The organism is Corynebacterium sp. Marseille-P4321, from assembly GCF_903645305.1.
Classification (GTDB): Bacteria; Actinomycetota; Actinomycetes; order Mycobacteriales; family Mycobacteriaceae; genus Corynebacterium.
The window spans coordinates 535,326-557,060 of record NZ_CAHJXO010000001.1 but is presented as its reverse complement, the minus strand read 5'-3'; the positions used below and the strand labels follow the sequence as shown (position 1 = coordinate 557,060).

The following is a 21,735-nucleotide window of genomic DNA, read 5'->3' as shown; positions in this document are numbered from 1 at the left end:
CAACGAAGTTATCCACAGTTTTCCCGGGGGGGTCTTGTGCTTTTGCTGGGCGCGTCTAGGGTTTTGAGGCATGACGTTCGACGAACTCCTCGGCGCATTGCTGGGGGCAGGGCTTGAGGCGCTTGCGGGCTTTGACCGCGACGCCGCGCTGCGTGCGGGCTTGAACCCCACGCAGGTGCGCGCGTGGGAGCGCGTGCACCACGCCTACTACGGTTCAACGAACGCCCCGAAGCAGCAGGCGCGGGCGCTTTCGGAGGCGCTGGAAAGCGGCAAGTCGCTGGACCAGCTGGCCTACATCGAGTCGCGGATCGCGCACGTGGACAATCCGGGCGAGCGGCGCGAGCTGCGCCTTACGCTGCTGCGGGTGCGGGGCAACTTCGACGCGCTGAAGCGGCGCGCCGCCGAGATCGTGCCGAAGCCCGAGCGCAAGGCGCCAGATGATGCGTTGCGCACCTCGAAGTCTTATCAGGGCAAGAGCAGGCTGAGCCTGACCGCCGACGACGACGTCATCGCCGACATGGTCGCCGCCGCGCGCGTCAAGCTGGACTCGCGCGCGCCGGAGTCGAAGCAGATGGCGAAAAACCTGATCGCGGCGTTTTACGCCGGGGGCGTCACCCGCGCCGTCAAGCGGCCGATCGTCGGCGTGCCGCTGCCCGACTGCATCCGGGTGCTGCGCCACGAAGGCGACGAGACCATCTTCGGCCTGGACAACGGCACCACGATGACCGGCGCGGAACTGCTGCCGCTGCTGCTCGGCGACACGCTCGAGTTCGCGCTGTTCCACCCGCAGTCCGGGCCGGTGAACCTGTACCGCGGCAGCCGCCACGCGAATTCGAAGCAGCGCGACCTGGCGCGGATGGCGAACCCGGTCTGCCCGTTCCCCGACTGCGGGCGCGGCGCGATCCACTGCGAGACGCACCACGTGACCGCGTGGAAGCACGGCGGGGAGACCAACGTTGGCAACCTGGTCCCCCTGTGCCGCTACCACAACCGCGTCAACGACGACGACCGCCACCGTCGAAAACGCGGCCACATCGAGATCATCCGCGGGCGCGGCATCTGGGTCTCGCCCCGCGGCACCCCGGTAGCGAACCCGTACCACCCGTACGGGATGATGCAGCTGCTTTTCGACGGCTAACGCGCGCGCCTAAATCTGCGCCAGCGCCTGCTCGAGGTCGGCGATCAGGTCGGCCTCGTCCTCGATGCCCACGGAGATGCGCACCAGCTCGCCCGGCACTTCGAGCGCGGAGCCTGCCACGGAGACGTGGGTCATGGTTGCCGGGTGCTCCACCAGACTCTCCACGCCGCCGAGGGACTCGGCGAGACAGAACAGCTTCGTGGACTTACAGAACGCCTTGGCTTGCTCGGTGGTGTTAAACAGCACGGAGACCATGCCGCCGAAGCGGGTCATCTGTCGCTTCGCCACCTCGTGGCCCGGGTGCGATTCCAGCCCCGGGTAGCACACTCGCGCCACCTGCGGCTGTGCGTCCAGGTAGCGTGCCACCGCCTCGGCGTTGTCGCAGTGGCGATCCATGCGCACCGCGAGTGTCTTCAGGCCGCGGGCGGTGAGGTAGGTGTCGAACGGCGAAGGGATGGGGCCGACCCAGCCGAAGAAGAAGCGAAGGTTCTCCTCGAAAGCGTCGATAAGCTCGTGCTTGCCGCACACCACGCCACCGACCACATCGGAGTGCCCGCCGATGTACTTCGTGGTGGAGTGCAGCACCACGTCCGCGCCGAAGTCGAAGGGTTTCTGCAGGTACGGCGAGGCGAAGGTGTTGTCCACCACCAGCTTCGCGTCACCTTTCACCGCGGCGATGGCGGCGATGTCCACGATGTCCAGCATCGGGTTCGTGGGCGTTTCTACCCAGATCGCCTTGGTGTTGTCTTGTACTGCGGCGGCAACCTCGTCGGCATTCGTCATGTCCACCACGGTGTTCTCCACGCCCCACTGGGTGAAGATCTGCTGGATCAGGCGGTAGGTGCCGCCGTACGCGTCGTTGCTCACCACGATGTGGTCGCCTGGTTTGAGCAGGATGCGCAGCACCGTGTCGACCGCCGCCATACCCGAGGCGTAGGCGACAGCGAAGTCCGCGCCTTCAAGTGCCGCCACGGTTTTCTCCAGCGCGGTCACCGTCGGGTTGCCCACGCGGGTGTACTCGTAGCCGCCGCGCAGCTCCGCCAAGCCATCTTGGGCGAAGGTGGTGGAGGCGTAAATCGGTGTGTTGATCGGCCCGTAGAGGCTGTCCGGCTCGTAGCCGGAGTGGATGGCGTTCGTGGTGAACCCGGGGGTGGAACCGTCGGTCATCTGATGTCCTTTCGGGGTCGGTGCGCGTTTACAAGCGCCGCCGGTGGCGGCGAGTATGGTTGGTGCGCAAAATCGACCCCCACAGTAGACCATGCTGTCCGTTCTGGGTGGGTTTTCCTGGGATTAATATGCACAGCTAGGGCCAATCTGGCTCGCAGGCCGGTCGGCTACACTCATGGCCGTGATGAACCTCGCGCAAACCTTTTCCCACGTCTCTGCCCACGCAGACGCGCTCGTTCTGGCTCAGGACGCTCCCCCCGTCCCCACCGTGGACGAAGCTGTGGACGGCGTCTCGCGCTGGTGGAACGACCCGGCGACTCAAGACCTGTTCATCGCCCGCCCGGCGAAGATCCTGCTGATTATTCTGGTGGCGCTCGCCCTCCACGGCTTTGCCAACCGCATCATCAACCGCGCCGCAAACAAAACGATCGAGAACACGCAGCTGCGCGTTGCGGAGCAGGATGATTCGCCGCAGGCCCGCTCGCAGGAAGCCCGGCGCGTCCAGCGCATCAGGACGCTCGCGAATGTGGGGCGCTCGGCCGCGGCGATTGTGATTTGGGTGTGGGCGGCGCTTGCCATTTTGGACCAGCTCGGCGTGAACGTCGCGCCGTTGATCGCCTCGGCCGGTGTGCTGGGTGTGGCGCTGGGTTTCGGTGCCCAGTCACTGGTGAAGGACTTCCTTACCGGCATCTTCATGCTTATTGAGAACCAGTACGGCGTGGGCGACACCATTCAGGTCGGTGACATCGTGGGCGATGTCGAGGAGATGACGCTTCGTATCACCACCATCCGCGACATCGACGGCACGCTTTGGTACATCCAAAACGGCGACATCTCGCGCCTGGGCAACCATTCCGATCGCTTCTCCATCGCACGTTTGCAGATCCCGGTTTCCCTGCTGGTTGACCCCGCTGATGCTGCCCCGGTGATCGAGCAGGCCGCGATCGACGCTTCCTTCGACCCGGAGGTCCGCGATCTTATCCTCGAGGACCCGGAGTTGCTCGGCGCGAGCGAGTTTAACCCCACGCACATGTCCTTCCGCGTGAGCGTGAAGACCCTTCCGGGCCAGCAGTGGACGGTGGCCCGCCACATTAACCAGCGCATTCTCACTGCCCTGCAGCAGGCGGGCATCGACCCGATGCAGGTGCAGCGCATCGACGGGGGCATCAACGGAGGTAGCAATGACTAGCCCGCACGAGGAGCAATCGCTTTACGACGCCGTGGGTGGCGAACCTTTCTTCCAAAAACTTGTCGCCGGCTTCTACGACCAGGTCAAGCGCGACGACCTCATCGGTCCGATGTACCCGGACGATGATTGGGAGGGCGCAGAAAACCGCTTGCGCTGGTTCCTCATCCAGTACTGGGGCGGGCCCCACACCTACCAGGAGCAGCGCGGCCACCCGATGCTGCGCCGCCGTCACTTCCCCTTCCCCATCGGCGAGCCGGAGGCCGACAGGTGGCTCGAGCTGATGAGCAACTCGCTCGACCAGTTCAGCAGCGAGGAGCTGCCGGAGGGCTACCGCGCGTTGATGTGGAACCACATGCAGCGGGTGGCATACATGGTGATCAACCAGGGCCCGCGCGCCTACTAACTCGCGGCCCCCTGCGGCGGGGCGGAGGGGTTTAAAACAGCAGGTTGAGTTGCTGCGCGCGGTACACGCTTCCGAACGGCGCGTCGAGGCGGGTCCAGCGCCCCGCGGTAGCGACGCGAAGGTAGCGGGGCACCTCGGTGGGAGCCTCAAAGCCCGGAATGAGACCCAGCGCCGTGCACGTGAAGATCATCCGCATGGGGATTTCCACCGGGTCGGCCGACTCCGCGTCCGCTGTGAGTACGACCCCTTCCAGCAGGGATTTCGGCGGGCCCGCGGGTCCAGAAAACTGCCGGGCAAGCGAGCGCCCCTCGTCAGCTAAGCGACGCGCCACCCCAACCGGAACGATGTCTCGCTGCACGAAGCCGTCTACTGGCGGCAACGCGCCCGCCCACGCCGCATCGCGCGCGGTTCCGATCTCAACCTGGCCGCCGCGCAGCGCGGTGAGGGCATCCGCGGCGGCGACGGTGGCGCCGTTGCGGGAGGGGGTGGCACGGACGCGTCGAGAAGCAATGCACTCGAACGGGGTGGTCACAAACACATCCACCGCGTCTTCGCCGACCTGCTGCACGCGGGCGAGCGCCCGGGCGTCGAGGTCCACCGCGCGCCCCAGCAACGTAGTCAAACCGCGGGCGCCAGAAATAATCTCGAGGGACTCCACCTCCTGTGCCCGCTACTCGGCTTGGCCCTCGGCGCTACTCGCCGCGGTCTGCGAAAGAATGCCGATCTCCTTGCTTGTGATCTCACGCGGCGACGTGGTCTGGGTATCCACCGTGACCTGCACGCACTCAATCACGCAGCAAACACGCCCCTGGGCGTCCTTGAGCTCCTGGCGGGTGGTGAACGAAGTGGTGCCAACGTTGGACACCCGCGTTTCCACTGTAACTACCTGGGTATTCGGCAGCAGCGGGCGAACGTAATCAACCTCAAGGCGACGGACGAACACCACGAACTCGTGGCCTTGGGAGTAGAAGTTGTCCTGCGCGAACTTCAGGCGCGCCTCCTGCGCCAACTCGATGTAGGCGGAGTTGGTCACGTGGCCGTAGCGGTCGAAGTCGCCCCAACGGACGGGGATGTTGTGCACGTGGATGTTGCCTGAGAGGTCCTGTTCAGCCATGGTGAACACCCTACCTTCGCATGGCGAAACCCGCCGTCGTACCCGGTGAGGGGTACAGGCGGCGGGTATCTTTAAGCGAAGTAGTCTCGTGGAGTCCTACTGGGCTAGCGGGTGAGCTTGCGGTGCGTTACGCGTGACGGCTTCGCGGCCTCTTCGCCGAGGCGCTCCACCTTGTTCTTCTCGTAGTCGCCGAAGTTACCTTCGAACCAGAACCACTTGCCCTCTTCGATGTTGCCCTCCCAGGCGAGGATGTGGGTGCAAGTACGGTCCAGGAACCAGCGGTCGTGCGAAATCACCACGGCGCAGCCCGGGAAGTTCTGCAGAGCGTTCTCCAGCGAGCCCAGCGTTTCCACGTCCAGGTCGTTGGTCGGCTCATCGAGCAGGATCAGGTTGCCGCCCTGCTTGAGCGTGAGCGCCAGGTTCAAACGGTTGCGCTCACCGCCCGAGAGCACCTTGGACGGCTTCTGCTGGTCCGGACCCTTGAATCCGAACGCCGACAGGTAGGCGCGCGAAGGCATCTCGTTCTGGCCGACCTGGATGTAGTCCAAGCCGCCGGAGACAACCTCCCACACGGTCTGCTCCGGGTCGATGTTCTCGCGGTTCTGGTCCACGTAGGACAGCTGAACGGTCTCACCGACGTCCACGGTGCCGGCATCCGGTTCTTCCAGGCCCACGATGGTCTTGAACAGGGTGGTCTTACCCACGCCGTTCGGGCCGATCACGCCGACGATGCCGTTGCGCGGCAGGGTGAACGACAGGTCCTTGATCAGCACACGGTCGCCGAACCCCTTGACCAGCTCGTTGACCTCCACGACCTTGTTACCCAGGCGTGGCGGGGTGGGGATCTGGATCTCCTCGAAGTCGAGCTTGCGGTACTGCTCGGCCTCGGCTGCCATCTCTTCGTAGCGCTCCAGGCGCGCCTTGTTCTTCGCCTGGCGTGCCTTCGGGGAGGAGCGAACCCAGTCCAGCTCCTTCTTCAGGCGCTTCTGCAGCTTCTGGTCCTTCTTGCCGGCCACCTCAAGGCGCTCGGCCTTCTTCTCCAGGTAGGTGGAGTAGTTGCCCTCGTACGGGTAGAGCTGGCCACGGTCGACCTCACAGATCCACTCCGCGACGTTGTCCAGGAAGTAGCGGTCGTGGGTCACGGCGAGCACGGCACCCGGGTAGTCCTTCAGATGGCGCTCCAGCCACAGCACGCTCTCGGCGTCGAGGTGGTTGGTCGGCTCGTCGAGAAGCAGAAGGTCCGGCTCGGAGAGCAGCAGCTTCGCAAGCGCTACTCGACGGCGCTCACCACCGGACAGGTTGGTCACCGGCGCATCCGACGGTGGGCAGCGCAGCGCCTCCATCGCCTGCTCAATCTTCGAGTCGATCTCCCAGGCATCCGCCGCGTCCAGCTCCTCCTGGAGCTTGCCCATTTCCTCCATGAGCTCGTCGGAGTAATTGGTGGCCATCTCCTCGGCAATTTCCTCGAAACGCTGCTTTTTCTCAAACAGCTCGCCCAGGCCCTCTTCCACGTTGCCGCGGACGGTCTTGTCCTCGTTCAGCGGCGGCTCCTGCAAAAGGATGCCGACGGTTGCGCCCGGCTGCAGGAAGGCCTCGCCGTTGTTGGGCTGGTCGATGCCGGCCATGATCTTCAGCAGCGACGATTTACCGGCGCCGTTCGGGCCCACGACACCAATCTTGGCGCCGGGGTAAAAGGCCATGGTGACGTTGTCCAGAATGACCTTGTCACCGATGGCCCTGCGAACATTCTTCATCGTGTAGATGAACTCAGCCACGTGGGTTCCCCTTTAGATACGAATTAGTAGTCAAATACCGCGTATCAGGGTACATCACGCAGCCAAGCCCCACGCCGTGCCGTTGCCGCCGCTAAAACGGCTTCTTATCTCCCCTTTCACCGGCACCAACCAGGACCGCATTATCGTCTTTCGCGAAAGTGTCTTCGGTGCCGTCAGTCGCATCCTCAGCAGCACCGTCAGCAGCACCGCCGCCGGTCGCCCCGCCGCTTGCCGACGAAGCCGCGAAGTCCTCCGCGCTCACCCGGCGCTCATCCACCCCGTTTTCGGCCGCCGCCTGGCGGGCGAGGGCCTGCTCCACGGTCAAAGGCTCCTCCGGCTCGGCGTTCGCGCCCGTCACCTTTCGAACAGTGACCTGGTAGTTCGACATGTCGAAGCCGATGCGGTTGGCCTTCATCACGTTCTTCGAACGCGTCTCCATCACCGGTTTGCCGAAGTTGTCCTCCCCCACCTTGGTCTCCCAGGTGTCAGTGACCAGCTTGCCTTCAACCAGGACTGGGCTACCTTTCGACAGCGAGGCCGCGGTGTTCAACGCGAGCTGCCCCCAGCACTCCACGTCCATGTACAACGTGTCGGTGTCTTCCCAGACCGGGTTGCCGTTCTGATCAGTCTCCCCAGTCATGCGCCGCCGCGACGACGCGAGGCGGAAACGGGTCACCGCCTTGTTGTCCCCCACTTTTCTAAACACCGGGTCGTTCGTCAGGTTGCCGGAGAAGTTCGTGCTCAAGTGGCTCATGGAAGAGCCCCCCTTTCCAAAATTTGAGGTTGCGCCCGCCGGGTGCGCCGGCTGGCCCGGCGCGGGGTGTTCCCTCGCCGTGCGCATTAGCGTCACACGGTGCGCAACCCTGGAAAAGGGGGCGCGAAAATTGTGGATAGTTTTTTCGAAGTTATCCCCAAATCGCAGCTAGTGGGATTTGTTGTACTGCGCCAACATCTCGTTGTAGCGGCGCCAGTCCTCGTCGTCAGTCTCTTCGGCCCGCTTGTCGGATTCGGTGGTTTCCCTGCGGTCGTCGATAAGCCACTGCCTGAACAACACCCCGAACACGATGACAAGCGGGAACGAGCCGGACGCCCACGCGATGCCACCGCCGACCTTTTGGTCGGCGAGCAGGTCCGGCTCCCACGGCAGCATGAGCGAGGTGTAGAAGTCTTCCGCCATCACGATGTTGAGCTGCATGAGGTAGACACCCATGAACAGGTGCACGGGCATTGAGATCCACAGCCAGGCAAGGCGGATTTTCGCGTCGCGGCGGCCTTCAATGTAATCCGGCCCGATGAGCTCCCAGAAGTAAAAGTAGCCGGAGAGCATGAACAGGGCGTTCATGATCACGTGGCCGGCGTGCTCCGAAATCATCAGCTCATAGAGCGGGATGAACACGTAGAGCGCATAGAAGAAGAAAATGAACTGCGCCAGTGACACCGGCGGGTAGGTGATCACCTTCAAAAACTTCGAGCGCTGGAAGCTTTCCACCCACGCGCGCGGATTGAATTCGCCCGCCGGGTACGCGCGCGCCACCAACGTCAACGGTGCGCCGAGGACGAGGAAGACGGGCACCACCATGGACAGGATCATGTGCACCGTCATGTGGGCGGAGTAGGCGGCGGGCATGTGCATGCCGATTCGCGACGACAACGTGACCACCACCGTCGCGCACCCCAACAGCCACCACACGGTGCGAGACGCCTGCCACCCCTCTACGCGGCGGGTGAGACGCAGGTAATACACGGCCAGCAGCACCGCGATCACGCTGAACAGCAACTCGGGGCGCCACAGGGTGAGCCAGTTGCCCACGGTGAGCGGCTCGTGCAGGTTGTATCCCATCTGCACTTCCATGCGAGTGAGGTCCGGGTCCAGCGGCGGGGGTGGCGGGGTGCGCCCGAGGGTGACGGCTAGCCCGGTCACGGCGGCCATCACGGCGACCTCCACCGCGGCCAACGACGTGAACGCGCGCGGCTCGGTGCCCAGCTTCGGGATGGTGCGCTCGCGGTGGATATAGCCCATCACGCCCAAAACGAGAATGCCGATGGTTTTCACGATGAGCACCCAGCCGTAGGCGTACTGGGTAAGGTCCTCCCAGCGCACCCGGATCGCGGCGTTAATCACACCGGAGAGCGCCATCGCGATGAAGGCGAACAGCGCGATGCGCGAATAGCGTCGCGCCGCGAACCCGAGATCCGGGCCAAGGCGCCGACCGTGCGCGAGCAACGCCATAAGCCCGCCCACCCAGAGCATCATGCACACCAGGTGCCAGATGAACGAGTTCGTGCCGTAGTCGTGGTTGCCGCCGGTTGCGGAGTGGCCGGAAAGCGCCAGCGGCATCGTGGTGGCAATCGCCCCGATGAATAGCGCCACCTGCGGCCACCAGCTATTCGCGACGTACCCACCAATCGCAACCACGGCTGCGAGCGCGGCCACGATGAGCCAGATTTGCGCGTCCGCCACTTGCCCCAGCGCCACCGCCCACATGTCCGGACTGAAGAAGACTGTGGACAGCGGCTGGCCGGAGACGTCGGAAAGCACCAGCGGGATCATCACCAGCCCGATGAGCGCCACGCCGAACGAGGCGTGCGCGCCGGTGCGGGCGGCGATGTGCCCGTCGACGGTCAAGCGCGCGCCGTTGAAATCTTCGCCCGTTCGTTGCGGCGCGATGAGCCAGGCGGAGAACATGAAGGAACCCACCGCTAGCGCCATGAGCATCCAGGCCACGCCGCGCATCGCGGGCAGGCCGAACGTGGTCACCACGCCCGGATCGGGGATGCCGAGGGCAACGAGCGACTCCCCCGCCATCGATTGCGCCACAGCGCCCGCTACCACGGCGGCGATGAGCGCCCCGGCGAGGTAGATGGGCCATCCGGGGGCCGCGCCCCGTTTCGCCGTGGGGTTTCCCGCCGGTTTTTGCGCAACCGTGTCAGTCATGCCCATCACCCTACTTTCGGTGCATTGTTTGCCCTAACCAGCGCTGCGTTACAATATGGTCCGCGTTTTCGGTGCGCATGCTTATCGACGTCCTCCCGGATGCGAAACGTTCGCACCAATCGCTGCCCCCATAGCTCAGTGGATTAGAGCATCCGGTTTCTACCCGGCTGGTCGCGGGTTCGAATCCTGCTGGGGGCGCTTTTTGTGCTCTAAATCACATTTTATGGGGAGGGGTGTGCGTATCATCGGGGCCACGAACGGCAAACCCTTTCAAAAGGAGGCTCCATGACTCGCCCCAACTTCGACGACGCCGAGAAGAAGCCGTCGAGCCCGATCGACGAGGACAGCGTAAACAACCTCTCCGACCCGGACGCGGACGCATCCGTACAGGAAACCGGCGAAGACAACGACTTTGAAAAGGATGGTCGCAACTAATGGCTGATACCAACGAGCAGAACCTGAACCCGGACGCAGGCCAGGCATCCGAGCTGGACAAGCTCCTCGACGCAGCCACTGCCCGCATCGGCAACGCACCGACGAACTTCAGCTCCGTGGATGATTTTGAGAACGCGGAGAACGAGACCCTCGACACGGACTCTGACCACCAGGACGAGCACCCAAACACCGAGCAGCGCACCGACCAGGTGGAGCGCGGCGTCAGCGACGATCGCGCTTAGCTCACCCACTACTTCGACACCGGCCCCCGCATCACGCGGGCGGCCGGTTTTTCATGGCATATCCAGCCAGGAAGCCGTTTGCGACCTCCGATATGAGATTCATATCTCGCATTGTGATACCTTTCTCCTGTTCTACAGAACAGCAGTCCTGCACACTGGAATGAAAGGACGGGAGATGACCGCAGTCGGCAATCACCCCACACCCCCGCCGTCGACCTCGGCGAACCCGGCAGCCATCCGCGAAACGACCCGAGAAGAACGCCGTCGCGTACGCATCGCCTCCACCATCGGCACGACAATCGAGTTTTACGATTTCTACGCCTACGCCACCGCCGCCGTCGCGGTGTTTCCGTTCCTGTTCTTCCCTAAGTCCGAGTCGAGCACGGTAGCGCTTTTGTCGTCGTTCGCCACGTTCGGACTGGCGTTCATCGCCCGCCCGCTCGGCTCGATTTTGTTTGGGCACTTCGGCGACAAGGTGGGCCGCAAGGCCACCCTGGTCGGAGCGCTGCTCACCATGGGCTTGGCGACGTTCATCATCGGCCTGTTGCCCACCTACGCCCAGGCCGGCATCTGGGCCCCGGCACTGCTCGCCCTGATGCGTTTCTGTCAGGGCCTCGGCCTCGGCGGCGAGTGGTCCGGCGCGGCACTACTTTCCACCGAAACCGCCGCGAAGGGCCGCCGCGCATGGGCGGGTATGTGGCCGCAGCTCGGCGCCCCGTTCGGGTTCTTCCTGGCGAACGGCCTCTTCCTCATCCTGGTCACCGTGCTCGGCCACACCTCCGGCGACTTCGAGGGCGCGTTTATGCGCTGGGGCTGGCGCATCCCGTTCCTGCTCTCCATCGTCATGGTGGCCATCGGACTTTGGGTGCGCCTGCAGGTTGAAGAGACCCCGGTGTTCCAGCAGGTGGAGCAGAACGACCAGAAGGCGGCCTCTCCGTTGGCCGAGGTGTTCAAGACGGCCTGGAAGCCGCTTATCCAGGGCACCTTCATCATGGTCGGGTGCTACACGCTGTTCTACATCGTGACCACCTGGTTCCTCTCCTACGGCATCGGCTCCGCCGAGGAGGGTGTCGGCCTGGGTATCGCCTACCCGACGTTCCTCAAACTGCAGCTGGTGTGCATCTTCGGATTCATGGCCGGCATCCCTGTGGCGGCACACCTCGCCGATACCTACGGCCGCCGCCCGGTGCTGGGGCTGACGTCGGTGGCGATCATCGTCTACGGCCTGAGCTTTAAGTGGCTGCTCAACCCGGAGACCTTCACCATGATCTCGCTGGGCATCTTCCTGTTCATCGGCATGATCCTGATGGGCTTCATCTTCGGCCCCATGTCCGCGATCCTGCCGGAGCTGTTCCCCTCCAACGTGCGCTACACCGGCTCGGGCATCGCCTACAACGTCTCCTCCATCCTGGGTGCGGCCATTGCGCCGTTCATCGCAACGGCACTCAATGCGAAGTACGGCCCCCAGGCGGTGGGCATCTACCTCGTCGTAGTCACCGCGATTTCCCTCGTGGCTATCGTCACGGCGCCCGAAACGAAGGATAAGGAGATGCACGAAATCTAGGACCGCCCTTGTTTTCCACTCCGGCAAGTGGCACACTTGGCCATATGGAAAGTAAACAGATTTCGCAAGAGGAGGCCCGCACCGCCCTTGAGTCGGTGGACGGGATCCAGCGAAACGCCGCACCAAAGCCGACGCCCATGTGGACGTACGCTGTACTCGGCATCTCGTTCGGAGCAACGGTCGCAGGGGCGATCATGCAGTGGACGTACTGGTGGGCGCTGTTCGCAGTGGTGATCATTGCGTGCATTGGAATCGCCGTGTGGGAGCACAACCGCAACGTGCGCCCGAGCATGAAGCAGCCGCTTCAGGAGGATCCGAAACCGAACTGGTTCGGCGTGGCCGGACCCGTACTCATCATGCCGCTGATCTGGTTCGTCCCGGAGGGCAGCGTGGTCGGCGCAACGATCGCTGGCATCGTCGCCGCGGCCGTCACCACCGGGCTCATGGCCTACGGGGAGATGCAGCGATGAGCGAACCCGCCGTTGACCCCGCCATTGACCCCGTCATCCACCCGCTCACCCGGCTCAAGATTTGCGCGGCCCTGTACCACGCGGGTGCCGTCGAGAAGCAAACGTCCCGGCACGAAATGCGCTTCGGCGCGCTCGCGGAAACTGCCGCGCTTTCGGATTCGGCGCTGTCGAAGCAGCTGGCCACCCTTGAGGAACACGGCTACGTCACGCGTTTCCGCGAATACGGTTCGTCGCGCGCGAAGGATACCGTGTGGGTGACGCTCACAGAGAAAGGTCGCGCGGCCTACGAGGGGCACATCGCGGCGCTGCGTGAGATTGCCGGCGGGTAGATTCGTACCCATGAGTTTTCCTGGACCGAGCATCGACTCCTACGCGCTGATCACCGGCGCGAGCCAAGGCATCGGCGAAGCTATGGCGCGCGACCTCGCGAAAGCTGGCTACAACCTCATCGTCGTTGCCAGGCGCGAGGAGGTGCTTGCACAGCTTGCCGACGAGCTCTCGCAGGCCCACGGCGTACACATCGAAGTCTTCGCCGCCGATTTGTCGAAGCGCCGCGACCTCGACGCACTCCTTGCACACATCGAAAACCGCACGGTGAGCATCTGTGTGAACTCCGCCGGAATCGCCTCCTTCGGCCCGTTTATGGCGCAGGACTGGGAGTACGAGACGGACCAGTTCAACCTCAACGCGACAGCCGTGTTCCGCATCACCAAGGCCGTTCTTGACCAAATGGTGCCCCGCGGCGAGGGCGCGCTGTGCAACGTCGGTTCCGCCGCGGGCAATATCCCGATTCCGAACAACGCCACCTACGTGCTCACCAAAGCCGGCGTGAACGCGTTCACCGAGGCGCTGCACTACGAGCTCAAAGGTTCCGGGGTGCACGTCACTCTGCTGGCGCCTGGCCCGGTGCGCGAGGCCGTGGTGCCCGAGGACGAGCAGACCATCGTGGACAGGGTTGTGCCGGACGTTTTGTGGACCACCTACGAGTCCTGCTCCGCCACCACCCTGAAAGCCATGCGACGCAACGCCCGCCGCATTGTGCCGGGCCCGATCGGCAAAACCATGGACGTGGTGTCCAACTACGCGCCGCGCGGCGTCCTGCCGCCCGTAATTGGCAAGTTCTACGCGCAGATGGGAGAAGAATAGATGGACGCGCACACCGTAGCAGCCAAGGACGACCGCGTCGTTTGGGTCGATCTGGAGATGACGGGCCTGGACACTTCCCGCCACGTCATCGTCGAGGTTGCCGCGTTGGTCACCGACGCAAACCTGAACATCCTGGACGAAGGCATCGACCTGGTGGTGCACGCCACGGACGCCGAGCTGGCTGAGATGGACGATTTCGTGACCAACATGCACTCCGAAAATGGCCTGCTGGAGGAAATCAAGGCGTCCCCGGTGTCGATTACGGAGGCGGAAGACGCGGTGCTCGCCCTCGTCGAGAAGCACTGCGACCCTGCACACCCGGCGCCGCTAGCCGGAAACTCCATCGCCACCGACCGTTCCTTCATCCGCGCCCAAATGCCGCGCCTCGACGCGGCGCTGCACTACCGCATGATCGACGTCTCCACCGTGAAGGAGCTCTCCCGCCGCTGGTTCCCCAAGGCGTACTACCACCAGCCGGAAAAAGGCATGGCCCACCGCGCGCTGGCCGACATCGTGGAATCTATTCGGGAGCTGGACTACTACCGGCGCAGCGTGTTCGTAAACCTACCCGGGCCCGACTCCGCCGCCGCCGCCCAGGCAAGCAACGAGGCAAGCGACGCCTACCAGCGGTTTTTGTAAACCACAGCCCAGGTATTAAGGTAGATCCCGCTGCAAAAACAGCAGCGAATTACATATGGTGGCTGTAGTTCAGCTGGTAGAGCACTAGGTTGTGATCCTAGGTGTCGCGGGTTCGAGTCCCGTCAGCCACCCCAAAGTTAAAGCCCGGTCTGCATCGTTTCGCAGACCGGGCTTTAGTTCGCAGATAAGCTTCTGCTTACTCGTACAGCGGATCCTCGCTACCGCCGGAGCGCTGCTCCCAATCCAAGTTCCAGTAGCCGAGACCGTCATAGGGGCTCAGCGTCTCGCCGCCGGTGTTACGCACCTCGAAGATGTCGCCGCGCTTGACGTAGTTCATGAACCACTGCGCGTCGGACGGGCTGGCGTTGATGCATCCGTGGGAGACATTGCTGTAGCCCAAGTTGCCAATCGCCCACGGGGCGGAGTGCACGTAGATCCCGGAATAGGACAGTTGCGTAGCGTAATCCACCGGGGTGACGTAGCCGCCGCTCTCCAAACCCAGACCGTACGTGCGCGAATCCATCACAAGGTTGTCGTGGCGGTCGCCCACCACGTAGAAACCGTTCGGCGTGTCAAAGCTGCCGTCAGTGCCCAGCGCCACCGGGAACTCGCGCACGAACTCGTGGTTCTTATACACACGCAGCAGTTTCAGGTTATTGTCCACCACCGCCTCGACCAGGTCGCCGGTGGTAAACGAGGTCTCCGTATCCGCGGCGCCGTACACACCCTCGGCAAGCTTGCGGCCGTACAGGTTCACCTTCACCGTGACCTCGGTGCCCGGCTCCCAGTACTCCTTCGGGCGCCAGCGCAGCTCGTACGGGTCGAGCCAGAAGAACCCGCCCTCAGTGTCGTTGGAAGTCTCCACATCGATGAGCTTCTCCATCGCCTCGGTGTCCTCAATCGGGTAATCGAAGCGGATGGTCACGGCTTGGCCGGCGCCAACCTCCGAACCGTCGATCGGCGACATGTAGGCGTTCACCTGTGCCGAAGGCAAAACGGTGGTAAACGAGCTCTTCATCGTCTGGCCCTCAGTGTCCTTCGCCACGATGCTGTACGTGCGCCCGTAACCAAGCGGCTCCGCGGTGGTCCACTCCGTTTTGTCGTCGTTGAACTCCGACTCGACTTCCTTGCCGTCCTCATTAGTCATGGTGACCTTCTCCAGGCCCGCGGCCGAGGAGACAGTGACAGGTTGGCCGGGCTCCACTTCAGTTGCGCCATTGCTTACCGACGCCTTCGGTGGCCGCGCCACCTCCTCCGGAGCCACTGAGGTATCCGTTTGCGCCATCGGCTCCAATCGCTGCTGGTCAGCCGAGCATGCCACCAATGCGGCTGCTGCGGCCACTGCAACCACGGCCGCGTTAACGCGGCGAACCGCCCCAAACTTGCGCACTCTCTACCCCTCAGATGGTGTATCCATTACCGGCAATACCCCTCTACCCTAGCGGGAATCGCTTAAAAAACCACTATTGGCAACCGCAATGTCGCGCCCCGCTTCAGCACGTGAGAAAACCGCGTTGAACAGGCGATTTCACACCACACCACTGCGGTGTTAAAGTATCTTCTCGTTGCCAACGAGCAACACACAAGAAAATACGCGCCATTAGCTCAATTGGCAGAGCAACTGACTCTTAATCAGTGGGTTCGGGGTTCGATTCCCTGATGGCGCACCAAAAGGCCAGGTCAGAGGGTAAATATTCACTCCCTAACCTGGCCAATTTCCATAAAGTGGCCAAATAATGGCCAGATTGTCAACGGCACTGGTCGAACAGATTTCCCGCGCGCGGCAACTTGAGCCAGAAAGACGGATACCTCTATAACGCGCGCGACCCCCCTTAAACTCGGGGAGAGAGAAAACCTGACTCGGGCTGCCGGGGGTCAGTCAGGGCTGGGGGGTGCCAAAGAATATCGGGGGCCCCACTATTGCGCTACCGAACCCAGCCCTTCGGCATTTTCTTGCCGTCGCCGGCCTCGGGGTCGATGCCGTAGCCAATCTCCATTCGGGGAATCTCTTCACCGCGGTTAAGCGCGTGAAGGGTTGCTTCGGGGTCTTGCCCGTAGGCGGCGATCCATCGTTCACGTTGGCCCGCGCCCGTCTTGCCTAGCCGGATTGCCTGGTCGACCACTTGCTCGGCCGCTAGACGATGCCGCTGCTTCTCGGCTGTCATGCCAACCTTCAGCGAGCGCTGCATGTCCTTCCAGACAACCGGGTCAATGATGACCGGCTGCTCAACGTCGGCGCCGGCCGCCGCGATCTCCGCGCTCTCACTGTCGCCGGTCTTGCTTTCGACGAGCTCGGTGACGGCGGCAAGGACTTCGTCGGTGCCGGCGGTGTCTTCGAGCTCGAGCGCGGCGGTGAGGGTCTCCCACTGCTCGGCGGTGAAGGTGGGCACGTCGACGGTGTCGGCGGCTTCTTCGTCTTGCGGAGCGCTGAGCGTGATTCGTTGGTTCTTGAGATTGAACAGGTTCACGGTAGCTCCTTAGTGGGCGAGACTGATGAGGGCGTCGGTGTTGGCTTCGGCGTCGTCTGCGGCCCATCCAACAACGGTTCCTGTGGTCGCTTTGGTGGCGCGGCCGCCGTCGCCTACCTCGACCGGGTCGCCGGCGGTAAGTGGCGTGTCGGTGGTGACGGTTAGCACGCGGCTTGAGCCACGGGCGACGCCAACGAGGCGGTCGGTGGTTGCGTCGTACTTTGCCACGCCTGCGACTGGTTTTCCGGCGGCTGCGGGGCGCACGGTGATGTTGCCCTTGCGCATTGGGCCGGCGTATGCGACGAAGGTCTTGCCGGTGACGTCGACGGCGGCGACGGCCGTGAGGTCGGTGCCGGGGTTGAACCGGTCACGGGTTTGGTTGGTGTACATCTTCGCTCCTTATGTGTGGTACTCGATGGTTGCGATCGCAGCGGGCATGGTGATGCCCATGACCGGCATGGCGTAGGCCTGCACCCAGGTTTGGCGGTGGTGCTCGTCGCGCCACGTGGTGACGGTGAGCGGCTCCTCGAACTTCACGAAGCCGGCCTTCCCGGGGTCGACGAGATAGCTTCGATCATCCGGCACGAAGGTGGAAGTGATGAGTTCAAGGCCGTAGGTATCGAGCAGCGGTTTGAGGTCCTGGCCGTAGGCGATGCGCATCTCAGCGCGCGTGCGCGGGGAGACGAGCATCTTCGTGTACTGGATTCCCAGCTCCTTGCTCTCGGCGATTGCGAAGAGATTAGCGATCATCGAGATCGGGCGGTCGATCGGTGGAGTGATGAGGTCGCTCGGGCCGTCAATTCGTACGTTCTCCCACGATGCCCCGGTGTGCGCTCCGACGGTTGTTTCACCGGCTGCTTCGGCGGCTTGTACGGTTTCGATTGCTCGCTGGTTCAGCTTGCGGGTGACGGTGTTTGCAAGGACGGTGACGTCGTTGTCGAAGCTGACGTTGTCGTTGCGGCGGCGTGCTTCGTCGGAGACGGCGAACTTGCCGCCGTAGTCTTCGACGCGGGCGAGCTCGGCGGCCGGGCGCTCGCGGTAGACGATGCCGTATTCGTCGCCTGGCTGGCGGGCGGTGACGTCGGTTTCGGTGTAGAAGTTCTTCTCGGTGGTTTTCGAGAAGATGACCGCGCCGCCCTGTACCGGGGTCGAATCGGTTGAGAAGATCGTCTCGACGAGAAGGTCGCGGGCAGCGACTTCGGCGATCCGCTCGGTGATGGTGGTCGGGTTGGTGAGTGCTTCGTCGACGGAGATGACGCCGTCGTTGTAGTCAGCTCGTGCGGGGTAGAAGCTCATGGTTAGTCCTCCTTCGTTTTGTCGGCTGCGGCCTGGCCGGCGACGTAGCCGATGAACCAAGCTGCGAGGTTGGACAGTTCGCGGTACGCGGGGCTTCCCTCGATGCCGGGGAGGGTGAAGGCGTAGCCGTTCGCGCCGCCAGCCTGCGGTTTGATGTTGAGGTCGATCGGACAGTGGCTCATTACGTCGCGAATCGAGATTGGGGCGATCTGTGCCATTGGCTACAGCTCCTTTGCGAGTAGGTCTTGCAGGGAAGGTAGGTCGGTGACGGCGGGCCATGTCGCGCCGAGTAGCGCGAGCCCGGTGATAACGAAGCGGTAGGTGTGGCCGTTGGTTTCGTAGTTGGCGCACGCTTCGATGCTTCGTTGCGGGTAGTGCTTCGCCATGTCGGCGGCGAGCCATTGCGGCACGTCGACGAGGTCTCCGACGAGTGTGTTGCCGCGGTCGGTCACGCGGAGGTTCTCGAGGTGGCCGAGGGCCGGTGAGCCGCCGAAGCGGGGGTCATCGTGGCCAAGTTTGAGAACCGGATGTGGTAGCCGGTGCGACGCCGCGGCAGCGGCCGCCAGGTCGGCGCGGGTGATTTCGACCGGGCCGGTCGAAGCGTGCCACTTGCCGACGCGGGCGAGCTCGACACCGGGGAATGAGCAGAAGCGCTTAGTGTCGGTAGTCCCGGAAGGTTTCGACGTCGTCGCGGTTGAACCGCCACTGGCCGCCATTTTTAACGCCGGGGAGATGTTTTTTCGCGGCGAGTGCACGCACGTTTCGGTCGGTACAACCCAAAAGCGCGGCGGCGGTGGCGGTGTCGATCTGCTCATGTTCGACATGGTCTTCGATCTCGACATACGCGGGTTCCGTAGTTCCGGCGGAGGAAACGAGATCGGTAGCTAGGGAGAGCACCCGCGGCGAGATACGGGCGCCGTGGCGGGCGGCGAGATCGGCGGCAGCGAAGACTGCCACGGCCAATTCGTGCGCATCCGAAGCGGCGATGACAACCGACGGTTCGGGAATTGATACCGGCTTCATTGGTTCGACGCCTTCGTTGCCGGCCGCTTCCCGAAGCGGCGAAGCTCGCCCGCCCACACTCCATCCGCATTCTTCGGCACTCGTATGCCGCACTTGGCGAGAATCGGGCAGCTGCGGCACTGTCCCTGTGCCCACTCGATGCGCTCCGTATAGTCCGCTTGGGTCTCGCCTTCCAGTCGGTCGGTGTCGAAGCGTGGCGCTTGCCCTACGCACCGGCCTGAGCGTAGGTCGTATGCCGGTTGAATGTTCCTGACGAATCGCAGTAGCGCGGGGCCGGGCAGTCGCACCGGTGCCGCGGCGACTTCGGCGCGAGTTGGTAGCGGCGGGCGTGCGGGCTCGTCTCTCATGCGGCACCGCCTTCCATCGCGTCGACGATGCGGTCGGCGAGCTCGTAGGCGTCTGACTGGTTGAGTTCGAGGGTATGTCGGATACCGTCTTTTTTCGTCACAGTGACTATTGCGCGCCGGTGTCCTTCCCTATTGCCAGCTTCGACGGTGACGTTGACGGTGCACCACCATAGCCCGGGCTGTTTAAAGCGTGCCCTCATGCGGCCGCTCCGTTCCGGTAGTAGTTGCCGCGAGAGTCCTGGCGTACAGCTCCGGCGGCAACGAGATCGTCGAGCGCCTTCGCAAGGTGTCGGCCGGGGTTGTGCTTGCCGAGAAGTTTGCCGGGGATGGATGCCTGCACGCGGGCAAGCGACAGCCCTGTGTGCGTGCTGAGCGCTTCAAGAATCGGGTCGCGCAGATCGTCGAGTGCCGGCCCCGTAGTGGCGCGCTTCTCCGCCCATCGGGGCGGATTGTCGGCGCCCTTGTCCCCCGAAGAAGTCGCCGAAGATTCCGCCGAAGGTTCCGAAGGTGCCGAAGATTCCCCAAAAAATGCGCGGGCTTCTTCGGGAACCTTCGCAGTGTCGATCGACCATTCCCAGCCCGAATTCATGCCGCGCTTCTCAGTCTTGACGCCGATTCGCTTACGGGCCTTCTTCACGGCGCCGTCGTTGAGACCGGCGGCACGTGTCGCCTTGAGCACGTCGCTAGCCGGGGCGCTGCCGCCGTTGGCGATGAGGTAGTCGATCACGACGGCTTCGATCTCGTCGCGCTCGTCGTTCGCTTCGTCACGCGGGGCAAGTAGGTCGGCGGCTGAGATGTTGGTCTCCTCACCCCACTCGGCGCGGCCAACTTCAGCGCTGCCGCCCTGGTCGACGTCAACGGTCGCCGAGACGATACGGACTTCCCGCGAGACAGTTGCCGGGGCGAGATTGCCTTTGGTATTCGTCACGACGAGACCGCCATCTTCCTTCGCGGCCACGGAGAGCACGCTTCGGGCGATCTGCGACCAAGCGATCGAACCGAGAATCAGCTTGCCGGGGTCGGCGCTTTCGCGCTTACCGAAGTGGACGAGACCGAGCACCGCGATATCGTGCTTGTCGGCCATGCTCGCGAGCGGTTCGAGGAACTGCCGCACATCGTCGTCGCGGTAGCCGTCGAGCGACCCGTGCATCGCACTCTTTGCCGCGTCGAGCACGACGAGATGCACGTCCTGGTCGACCAGCGCGCGGGCGAGTAGCCCTGTGTCGCCGGGGAGGGTGAGCGAACCCGTACCCCCGGTCTCGGTGGCGACTTCGAAGAAGTAGACGTTTTCGAGGTCGGCGCCGGCGGCTTGCAGGCGGGGCTTCACCGTAATCGAGGGGCTGTCTTCGGTCGCGAGGTAGGCAACCCGCATCGGCGCGCCGGTGAGCTCGCCGCGCGTGGCCTGTGCCGCGATATCGCACGCGATCGTCGACTTGCCAAGCCCTTCGCGACCAGCGAGCAGGGTAAGTGAGCGCTTCGGTATCCAGTTCGGAATGAGCCAGTCGAGCCGTTCGGTCTTCACGCTCGATGCTGGGATGAGGGTGATTCGTCGGGCGTTCGGCCGCTCCGACATAGTGACGAGCTCGTCCGGGCCGTGGCCGATAGCGATGTGATCGGTGAGGTCTTTCCCCTCAGCGGCACGGACGAGAGCGATCTTGTCTTCGGGTTGCCCGATCGCGACGAGGTGGTCGAAGACCTTGCGGGCGCGCTTCTCCCCCGGCTCGTCATTGTCCGTGACGATGACGAGCTCGCGGCCAATGAGCGGCGCCCAATCGGCCTTCTCCGGCCCAGTCTGCGCGCCTTGCGCTTGTGACACCGCGGATGCGCCCCAAAACTTGCGGGCACAGTTGACGTCCTTCTCCCCCTCCACGATGTAGACCGGGCCCGTGTCGCCGACAGTGTCGATGCCGTACAGCGCGCGTACGTCGATGTACTTGCATTCCTCACACCTCGAAGGTGTTTTGTTGTGCTTGCACACCTGGCGGAAGACCTTGTTTGGCAGGCGCCGCACGACGAATCCGTCGGAGTACGGGTAGCGAATTTCGTTGTTGTCGAAGAGGTCGGCCCACGTTAGGCCGAGTTCGCCGAGTAAGCGTTCTTTGACCTCTTTCTCGTCGGGTTCGTCGAAGAAGTGCAACGATACCTGTTCGCCATCGTAGAGCACCGCGCCTCCGAGATCGTTCGCGTGCCGCAGGCTATGCCCCGGTGTCTGGAAACGCGCGCGCCGGCCGCTTTCGGTCTCATTCCAGGCAAGCCCTTCTTCTTCCACGGCGGCACGCAATCTTTCGAAGGCGTTGACGCCGTTCATTCTGGCTGTCACCTGATGATGTCCTTCCATCTTGAGGGGGTATGTCGTGGTTTTTCATTGGTACTCGGGTGACGGC

Annotated in this window: 25 protein-coding genes and 3 tRNA genes; 13 read left to right on the top strand and 15 right to left on the bottom strand. The window is 63.6% G+C overall.

The window, feature by feature from the left end; genetic code table 11:
• Nucleotides 1-70: 70 nt before the first annotated feature.
• Nucleotides 71-1,138, top strand: a complete 1,068-nt coding sequence (locus HWX32_RS02410; RefSeq protein ID WP_175934587.1) for an HNH endonuclease signature motif containing protein — start codon at nt 71-73, stop codon at nt 1,136-1,138.
• A gap of 9 nt (nt 1,139-1,147) precedes the next feature.
• On the opposite strand, the gene HWX32_RS02405 is transcribed toward HWX32_RS02410, so the two are convergent.
• Complete coding sequence (locus tag HWX32_RS02405) at nt 1,148-2,305, bottom strand: cystathionine gamma-synthase (RefSeq protein WP_175934586.1); 1,158 nt, start codon at nt 2,303-2,305, stop codon at nt 1,148-1,150.
• A 184-nt stretch (nt 2,306-2,489) separates the two neighbouring features.
• Between HWX32_RS02405 and HWX32_RS02400 the strand changes: the two genes are divergently transcribed.
• Together HWX32_RS02400 and HWX32_RS02395 are read left to right on the top strand one after the other, a co-directional pair.
• Nucleotides 2,490-3,494, top strand: a complete 1,005-nt coding sequence (locus tag HWX32_RS02400; RefSeq protein ID WP_175935003.1) for a mechanosensitive ion channel family protein — start codon at nt 2,490-2,492, stop codon at nt 3,492-3,494.
• Nucleotides 3,487-3,897, top strand: a complete 411-nt coding sequence (locus HWX32_RS02395) for a globin (RefSeq protein WP_175934585.1) — start codon at nt 3,487-3,489, stop codon at nt 3,895-3,897. The genes HWX32_RS02400 and HWX32_RS02395 overlap by 8 nt, the downstream gene beginning before the upstream one ends.
• A 31-nt stretch (nt 3,898-3,928) precedes the next feature.
• On the opposite strand, the gene HWX32_RS02390 is transcribed toward HWX32_RS02395, so the two are convergent.
• From HWX32_RS02390 to HWX32_RS02370, 5 genes are all read right to left on the bottom strand, one after another.
• Nucleotides 3,929-4,555, bottom strand: coding sequence for a hypothetical protein (locus tag HWX32_RS02390; protein ID WP_175934584.1), 627 nt, complete (start codon nt 4,553-4,555; stop codon nt 3,929-3,931).
• 12 nt (nt 4,556-4,567) lie between these two features.
• Complete coding sequence (locus tag HWX32_RS02385; protein WP_175934583.1) at nt 4,568-5,011, bottom strand: acyl-CoA thioesterase; 444 nt, start codon at nt 5,009-5,011, stop codon at nt 4,568-4,570.
• A gap of 104 nt (nt 5,012-5,115) precedes the next feature.
• Nucleotides 5,116-6,786, bottom strand: a complete 1,671-nt coding sequence (gene ettA / locus HWX32_RS02380) for an energy-dependent translational throttle protein EttA (RefSeq protein ID WP_075469575.1) — start codon at nt 6,784-6,786, stop codon at nt 5,116-5,118.
• Nucleotides 6,787-6,877: 91 nt separating this feature from the next.
• Entirely contained in the window at nt 6,878-7,540 is a 663-nt protein-coding gene (locus HWX32_RS02375) for a single-stranded DNA-binding protein (RefSeq protein ID WP_175934582.1), read from the bottom strand.
• Between the two features lie 168 nt (nt 7,541-7,708).
• On the bottom strand, nt 7,709-9,721 hold the full coding sequence (locus tag HWX32_RS02370; protein WP_175934581.1) for a cytochrome c oxidase assembly protein: 2,013 nt from the start codon (nt 9,719-9,721) through the stop codon (nt 7,709-7,711).
• Nucleotides 9,722-9,845: 124 nt separating this feature from the next.
• On the opposite strand from HWX32_RS02370, the gene HWX32_RS02365 reads away from it, so the two are divergent.
• The 9 genes from HWX32_RS02365 to HWX32_RS02325 all read left to right on the top strand — a co-directional run bounded on the left by HWX32_RS02365 (nt 9,846) and on the right by HWX32_RS02325 (nt 14,351).
• Nucleotides 9,846-9,919, top strand: a tRNA-Arg gene (locus HWX32_RS02365).
• A gap of 87 nt (nt 9,920-10,006) precedes the next feature.
• Nucleotides 10,007-10,156, top strand: coding sequence for a hypothetical protein (locus tag HWX32_RS02360; protein WP_175934580.1), 150 nt, complete (start codon nt 10,007-10,009; stop codon nt 10,154-10,156).
• A complete protein-coding gene (locus HWX32_RS02355) occupies nt 10,156-10,398 on the top strand; it encodes a hypothetical protein (RefSeq protein ID WP_175934579.1) in 243 nt (80 codons plus the stop codon). Before HWX32_RS02360 ends, HWX32_RS02355 begins: the two co-directional genes overlap by 1 nt.
• Before the next feature lie 175 nt (nt 10,399-10,573).
• Entirely contained in the window at nt 10,574-11,962 is a 1,389-nt protein-coding gene (locus HWX32_RS02350; protein ID WP_175934578.1) for an MFS transporter, read from the top strand.
• A 44-nt stretch (nt 11,963-12,006) separates the two neighbouring features.
• Entirely contained in the window at nt 12,007-12,432 is a 426-nt protein-coding gene (locus HWX32_RS02345) for a hypothetical protein (RefSeq protein ID WP_175934577.1), read from the top strand.
• On the top strand, nt 12,429-12,761 hold the full coding sequence (locus HWX32_RS02340) for a transcriptional regulator (protein ID WP_075469579.1): 333 nt from the start codon (nt 12,429-12,431) through the stop codon (nt 12,759-12,761). Before HWX32_RS02345 ends, HWX32_RS02340 begins: the two co-directional genes overlap by 4 nt.
• A gap of 10 nt (nt 12,762-12,771) precedes the next feature.
• The gene (gene cmrA, locus HWX32_RS02335) at nt 12,772-13,578 is read left to right on the top strand and encodes a mycolate reductase (protein WP_175934576.1); all 807 of its coding nucleotides are present in this window, start codon (nt 12,772-12,774) and stop codon (nt 13,576-13,578) included.
• Complete coding sequence (gene orn, locus HWX32_RS02330) at nt 13,579-14,217, top strand: oligoribonuclease (RefSeq protein ID WP_175934575.1); 639 nt, start codon at nt 13,579-13,581, stop codon at nt 14,215-14,217.
• Between the two features lie 58 nt (nt 14,218-14,275).
• Nucleotides 14,276-14,351: transfer RNA gene (locus HWX32_RS02325), tRNA-His, on the top strand.
• Between the two features lie 62 nt (nt 14,352-14,413).
• On the opposite strand, the gene HWX32_RS02320 is transcribed toward HWX32_RS02325, so the two are convergent.
• A complete protein-coding gene (locus HWX32_RS02320) occupies nt 14,414-15,607 on the bottom strand; it encodes an Ig-like domain-containing protein (RefSeq protein WP_075469582.1) in 1,194 nt (397 codons plus the stop codon).
• Nucleotides 15,608-15,811: 204 nt separating this feature from the next.
• Here HWX32_RS02320 and HWX32_RS02315 point away from each other — a divergent pair.
• Nucleotides 15,812-15,887 (top strand) — tRNA-Lys (locus tag HWX32_RS02315).
• 255 nt (nt 15,888-16,142) lie between these two features.
• On the opposite strand, the gene HWX32_RS02310 is transcribed toward HWX32_RS02315, so the two are convergent.
• The 8 genes from HWX32_RS02310 to HWX32_RS02275 form a co-directional block, all read right to left on the bottom strand.
• Entirely contained in the window at nt 16,143-16,685 is a 543-nt protein-coding gene (locus tag HWX32_RS02310; RefSeq protein WP_175934574.1) for a phage protease, read from the bottom strand.
• Between the two features lie 9 nt (nt 16,686-16,694).
• The gene (locus HWX32_RS02305) at nt 16,695-17,075 is read right to left on the bottom strand and encodes a capsid cement protein (RefSeq protein ID WP_175934573.1); all 381 of its coding nucleotides are present in this window, start codon (nt 17,073-17,075) and stop codon (nt 16,695-16,697) included.
• Nucleotides 17,076-17,084: 9 nt separating this feature from the next.
• Nucleotides 17,085-17,981: a major capsid protein gene (locus HWX32_RS02300; RefSeq protein WP_175934572.1), complete on the bottom strand. Its 897-nt coding sequence runs from the start codon at nt 17,979-17,981 to the stop codon at nt 17,085-17,087.
• 2 nt (nt 17,982-17,983) lie between these two features.
• On the bottom strand, nt 17,984-18,199 hold the full coding sequence (locus HWX32_RS02295) for a hypothetical protein (protein WP_175934571.1): 216 nt from the start codon (nt 18,197-18,199) through the stop codon (nt 17,984-17,986).
• Nucleotides 18,200-18,202: 3 nt separating this feature from the next.
• Entirely contained in the window at nt 18,203-18,697 is a 495-nt protein-coding gene (locus HWX32_RS02290; protein ID WP_175934570.1) for a hypothetical protein, read from the bottom strand.
• Nucleotides 18,636-19,004, bottom strand: coding sequence for a helix-turn-helix domain-containing protein (locus tag HWX32_RS02285; protein ID WP_175934569.1), 369 nt, complete (start codon nt 19,002-19,004; stop codon nt 18,636-18,638). The genes HWX32_RS02290 and HWX32_RS02285 overlap by 62 nt, the downstream gene beginning before the upstream one ends.
• A 343-nt stretch (nt 19,005-19,347) precedes the next feature.
• Entirely contained in the window at nt 19,348-19,551 is a 204-nt protein-coding gene (locus tag HWX32_RS02280) for a hypothetical protein (RefSeq protein ID WP_175934568.1), read from the bottom strand.
• On the bottom strand, nt 19,548-21,659 hold the full coding sequence (locus tag HWX32_RS02275) for an AAA family ATPase (RefSeq protein ID WP_175934567.1): 2,112 nt from the start codon (nt 21,657-21,659) through the stop codon (nt 19,548-19,550). The genes HWX32_RS02280 and HWX32_RS02275 overlap by 4 nt, the downstream gene beginning before the upstream one ends.
• Nucleotides 21,660-21,735: the final 76 nt, after the last annotated feature.

What these genes read in the sequence shown, in the direction of transcription:
- HWX32_RS02295 (WP_175934571.1), bottom strand. Translation starts at nt 18,199, where the DNA reads ATGGCACAGATCGCCCCAATCTCGATTCGCGACGTAATGAGCCACTGT.
- orn (WP_175934575.1), top strand. Translation starts at nt 13,579, where the DNA reads ATGGACGCGCACACCGTAGCAGCCAAGGACGACCGCGTCGTTTGGGTC.
- HWX32_RS02355 (WP_175934579.1), top strand. Translation starts at nt 10,156, where the DNA reads ATGGCTGATACCAACGAGCAGAACCTGAACCCGGACGCAGGCCAGGCA.
- HWX32_RS02345 (WP_175934577.1), top strand. Translation starts at nt 12,007, where the DNA reads ATGGAAAGTAAACAGATTTCGCAAGAGGAGGCCCGCACCGCCCTTGAG.
- HWX32_RS02410 (WP_175934587.1), top strand. Translation starts at nt 71, where the DNA reads ATGACGTTCGACGAACTCCTCGGCGCATTGCTGGGGGCAGGGCTTGAG.
- HWX32_RS02375 (WP_175934582.1), bottom strand. Translation starts at nt 7,540, where the DNA reads ATGAGCCACTTGAGCACGAACTTCTCCGGCAACCTGACGAACGACCCG.
- HWX32_RS02350 (WP_175934578.1), top strand. Translation starts at nt 10,574, where the DNA reads ATGACCGCAGTCGGCAATCACCCCACACCCCCGCCGTCGACCTCGGCG.
- HWX32_RS02360 (WP_175934580.1), top strand. Translation starts at nt 10,007, where the DNA reads ATGACTCGCCCCAACTTCGACGACGCCGAGAAGAAGCCGTCGAGCCCG.
- HWX32_RS02285 (WP_175934569.1), bottom strand. Translation starts at nt 19,004, where the DNA reads ATGAAGCCGGTATCAATTCCCGAACCGTCGGTTGTCATCGCCGCTTCG.
- HWX32_RS02290 (WP_175934570.1), bottom strand. Translation starts at nt 18,697, where the DNA reads ATGGCGGCCAGTGGCGGTTCAACCGCGACGACGTCGAAACCTTCCGGG.
- HWX32_RS02275 (WP_175934567.1), bottom strand. Translation starts at nt 21,659, where the DNA reads ATGAACGGCGTCAACGCCTTCGAAAGATTGCGTGCCGCCGTGGAAGAA.
- HWX32_RS02305 (WP_175934573.1), bottom strand. Translation starts at nt 17,075, where the DNA reads ATGTACACCAACCAAACCCGTGACCGGTTCAACCCCGGCACCGACCTC.
- HWX32_RS02300 (WP_175934572.1), bottom strand. Translation starts at nt 17,981, where the DNA reads ATGAGCTTCTACCCCGCACGAGCTGACTACAACGACGGCGTCATCTCC.
- HWX32_RS02405 (WP_175934586.1), bottom strand. Translation starts at nt 2,305, where the DNA reads ATGACCGACGGTTCCACCCCCGGGTTCACCACGAACGCCATCCACTCC.
- HWX32_RS02395 (WP_175934585.1), top strand. Translation starts at nt 3,487, where the DNA reads ATGACTAGCCCGCACGAGGAGCAATCGCTTTACGACGCCGTGGGTGGC.
- HWX32_RS02370 (WP_175934581.1), bottom strand. Translation starts at nt 9,721, where the DNA reads ATGACTGACACGGTTGCGCAAAAACCGGCGGGAAACCCCACGGCGAAA.
- HWX32_RS02340 (WP_075469579.1), top strand. Translation starts at nt 12,429, where the DNA reads ATGAGCGAACCCGCCGTTGACCCCGCCATTGACCCCGTCATCCACCCG.
- HWX32_RS02385 (WP_175934583.1), bottom strand. Translation starts at nt 5,011, where the DNA reads ATGGCTGAACAGGACCTCTCAGGCAACATCCACGTGCACAACATCCCC.
- cmrA (WP_175934576.1), top strand. Translation starts at nt 12,772, where the DNA reads ATGAGTTTTCCTGGACCGAGCATCGACTCCTACGCGCTGATCACCGGC.
- HWX32_RS02280 (WP_175934568.1), bottom strand. Translation starts at nt 19,551, where the DNA reads ATGAGGGCACGCTTTAAACAGCCCGGGCTATGGTGGTGCACCGTCAAC.
- HWX32_RS02400 (WP_175935003.1), top strand. Translation starts at nt 2,490, where the DNA reads ATGAACCTCGCGCAAACCTTTTCCCACGTCTCTGCCCACGCAGACGCG.